The organism is Mycobacterium sp. TH-M15 (assembly GCF_057473705.1).
The window spans coordinates 1-2,953 of record NZ_JBYCLB010000236.1; the positions used below are offsets into that span (position 1 = coordinate 1).

Here is a 2,953-nt window from a genome sequence, read left to right on the forward strand (position 1 = left end):
CAGGGATAGCAGCCGCAGCCCGGAAACCCCGGCCCGCTCCAGCACCCGGCGAAGCTCGGCCAGCTTCTTCGGGTTGCGGCTGGCAACCAGCAGGTCAGTCAGTTCCGAACGCCTTCTTCTTCGCCGGCGCCTCGGGCAGCTCGCCCGGGTAGGGCAGCGCCAGCGCGTCGCGCTGCACCACGAAGAGCTTCTCGCAGGCCGCCATCGCGGCGTCGAGCATCTTGTCCAGGGTGGACCGCGGGAAGGTCGCGCCCTCGCCGGTGCCCTGCAGCTCCACCAGGGTTCCGGTGTCGGTGGCGACGACGTTCATGTCCACTTCGGCGCGGGAGTCCTCCTGGTAGGGCAGGTCGACCCGGACCCGGCCGTCGACCACCCCGACGCTGACCGCCGCGATCGCGCAGGACAGTGGCCGCGGGTCGGAGAGCTTGCCGGCCGCCGACAGGTAGGTGACCGCGTCGGCCAGGGCGACATAGGCGCCGGTGATCGCCGCGGTGCGGGTGCCGCCGTCGGCCTGCAGCACGTCGCAGTCGACCGCGATGGTGTTCTCGCCGAGCGCCCGCAGGTCGATACAGGCCCGCAGCGACCGGCCGATCAATCGGCTGATCTCCTGGGTCCGCCCGCCGAGGCGGCCCTTCACCGACTCGCGCTCCGAACGGGTGTGGGTGGCCGCGGGCAGCATCGCGTACTCGGCGGTCAGCCAGCCCAGCCCGGAGCCGGCCCGCCAACGCGGCACCCCGCTGGTGGCGCTGGCCGTGCACATGACCCGGGTCTGGCCGAATTCGACCAGGACCGAGCCGGCCGGATGTGCGGTGAAGCCGCGGGTGATGACGACCGGACGCAGCTCGTCGTCGCGGCGACCGTCTGCGCGTTCGGACACGCTGCCCACCCTATAGCGGCGGTCGCAAGCGCGGCGAAGCCGGGCGCTGGGGGCACCTCCCGCGTGCGGGGGACGGGTCGCCGCCATGAGCCCAGGCCCCGGCACGGATCGGTCTCAGCCGCGGCTGATGTCGAACGTCTCGTCGCTGGACACCGCGTGCACTGGGCCGTCGAACTCGGCCTTGGCCTCCCGAAGCACGTCCTCGCGCGAGGTCCACGGCGGGATGTGGGTCAGCAGCAGCCTGCCCACCCCGGCGGCGGCCGCGGTCTGGCCCGCTTCGGTGCCGGACAGGTGCAGGTTCGGCGGGCGGCCGGGTTCGTGGGTCCAGGACGCCTCGCACAGGAAGGCATCGGCACCACGGGCCAGCTCGACCAGCTTGTCGCTGACGCCGGTGTCGCCGCTGTACACCAACGCGGCCCCGGACGGGTCGGTGATCCGCAGACCGAACGACTCGGTCGGGTGGCAGACCAGCTGCGGCAGCACGGTGACCGTCCCGATCTGCACCGGCTCGCCGCTGACCCAGTGCTGCACATCGAAGATGTCGGTGAAATCGTCGATCTCCCCGCCGTACGGCGACGACGCCGCCCCGAGCCGCGACCAGGTGTCGCTGGGGCCGTACATCAGGCCCTTGTCGAACGGCGCGCGCGCCACCGACGGGTGGTACCGACGCCAGACGAACAGCCCGGGAACGTCCAGGCAGTGGTCGGCGTGCAGATGCGACAACAACACGTGCACCGCGCCCGGGTCGGCGTGGCGTTGCAGTGCGCCGAGCACCCCGCCGCCGAAGTCGATGACCAACGGCGGTGTCCCCGGCGCCTGCAGCAGGTAACCCGATGCCGCCGACTCCGGGCCCACGACGCTGCCGGAACAGCCGAGCACGGTCAATCGCACGATCCCTACTGTGCCATGTCTGTCGCCGCGATGACCAAGACACCGCTAATGCGCCGGCGCGTGCCGCCGAACCGGGTGCACACCGGTGAGCGCCGGGCCGAGGAATCGCGTCGCCAGCGCCGCGAACGCCTCCGGATCGCCGGTGGCCTCGAAGACCCGGGCAGCCGGCGCCGCGTCATGCGGGCGCAGCAGGTCCAGCTCGGTGAGCACCCGCAGCAGCTCCTTGGCGGTCTCCTCGGCGCTGGACACCAGCGTCACCTGCTCGCCCATCGCCAGCTGGATCAACCCGGACAGCAACGGGTAGTGGGTGCAGCCGAGCACCAGCGTGTCCGCCCCGGCGCGCTGCAGCGGCTCCAGGTACCCCTGCGCCAGCCCGAGCACCTGCCGGCCGCTGGTGATGCCGCGCTCGACGAAGTCGACGAAGCGCGGGCAGGCGACCGCGGTGATCTCGGTGTCGCGGGCAGCGGCGAACGCGTCCTGGTAGGCGTGGCTGGTGATGGTCGCGGCGGTGCCGATCACCCCGATCCGGCCGTTGCGGGTGGTGGCGACCGCGCGCCGGACCGCCGGCAGGATCACCTCCACGACCGGCACGTCGTAGCGTTCCCGCGCGTCGCGCAGGCAGGCCGACGACGCCGTGTTGCAGGCGATCACCAGCGCCTTCACCCCGCGGCCGACCAGGTCGTCACCGATGGCCAGCGCGTGCCCGCGAATCTCCGGAATGCTCAGCGGCCCGTACGGGCCGTTGCCGGTGTCGCCGACGTAGATGATGTCCTCGTCGGGCAGCTGGTCGATGATCGCCCGGGCGACGGTCAACCCGCCGACGCCGGAGTCGAACACCCCGACGGGTGCGGTGGCCGACCTCATAAGCGCCGCTCCTCAGCCTCGTCACGCTCTGCATCGTCGCCGGCGCGTCTCATCCGGTCACCGCCCGCTGGGTCCGTCGCTCGATGCGGGCGCGGCGCTCCGGGCCGGAGAGCAGGTAGGCGGCCAGCACCCCGGCCAGCGTCCCGCACAGGTGCCCCTGCCAAGACACCCCGCCGCACATCGCGGAAGCCGGCGCCGCCGGTATCAACCCCCAGAGGATCCCGCCGTAGCCGAACAGCACCGCGGCGCCGACGACGACCTGCCACACGGTACGGGTGAACAGCCCGAACACCGCCAGGAAGGTCAGCCAGCCGAAGATCA

The 2,953-nt window shown here is 72.3% G+C and carries 4 protein-coding genes and 1 pseudogene; all 5 read right to left on the reverse strand.

Going from position 1 to position 2,953, the window contains the following annotated elements; genetic code table 11:
• A pseudogene (locus AC2VNT_RS05575) lies at positions 1–102 on the reverse strand (non-canonical purine NTP pyrophosphatase); the annotation flags it as partial.
• The gene (gene rph / locus AC2VNT_RS05580) at positions 95–877 is read right to left on the reverse strand and encodes a ribonuclease PH (protein WP_486945907.1); all 783 of its coding nucleotides are present in this window, start codon (positions 875–877) and stop codon (positions 95–97) included. The pseudogene AC2VNT_RS05575 and the gene rph, both read right to left, overlap by 8 nt.
• 114 nt (positions 878–991) lie before the next feature.
• Complete coding sequence (locus tag AC2VNT_RS05585; protein WP_486945908.1) at positions 992–1,768, reverse strand: cyclic nucleotide-degrading phosphodiesterase; 777 nt, start codon at positions 1,766–1,768, stop codon at positions 992–994.
• Positions 1,769–1,813: 45 nt separating this feature from the next.
• A complete protein-coding gene (gene murI / locus AC2VNT_RS05590; protein ID WP_486945909.1) occupies positions 1,814–2,632 on the reverse strand; it encodes a glutamate racemase in 819 nt (272 codons plus the stop codon).
• 49 nt (positions 2,633–2,681) lie between these two features.
• Positions 2,682–2,953, reverse strand: a 272-nt coding sequence (locus AC2VNT_RS05595) for a rhomboid family intramembrane serine protease (protein ID WP_486945910.1), incomplete at its 5' end; no start/stop codon positions are given.

Excerpts from the sequence above, each read along its gene's own strand:
- murI (WP_486945909.1), bottom strand. The coding sequence starts at position 2,632 with ATGAGGTCGGCCACCGCACCCGTCGGGGTGTTCGACTCCGGCGTCGGC.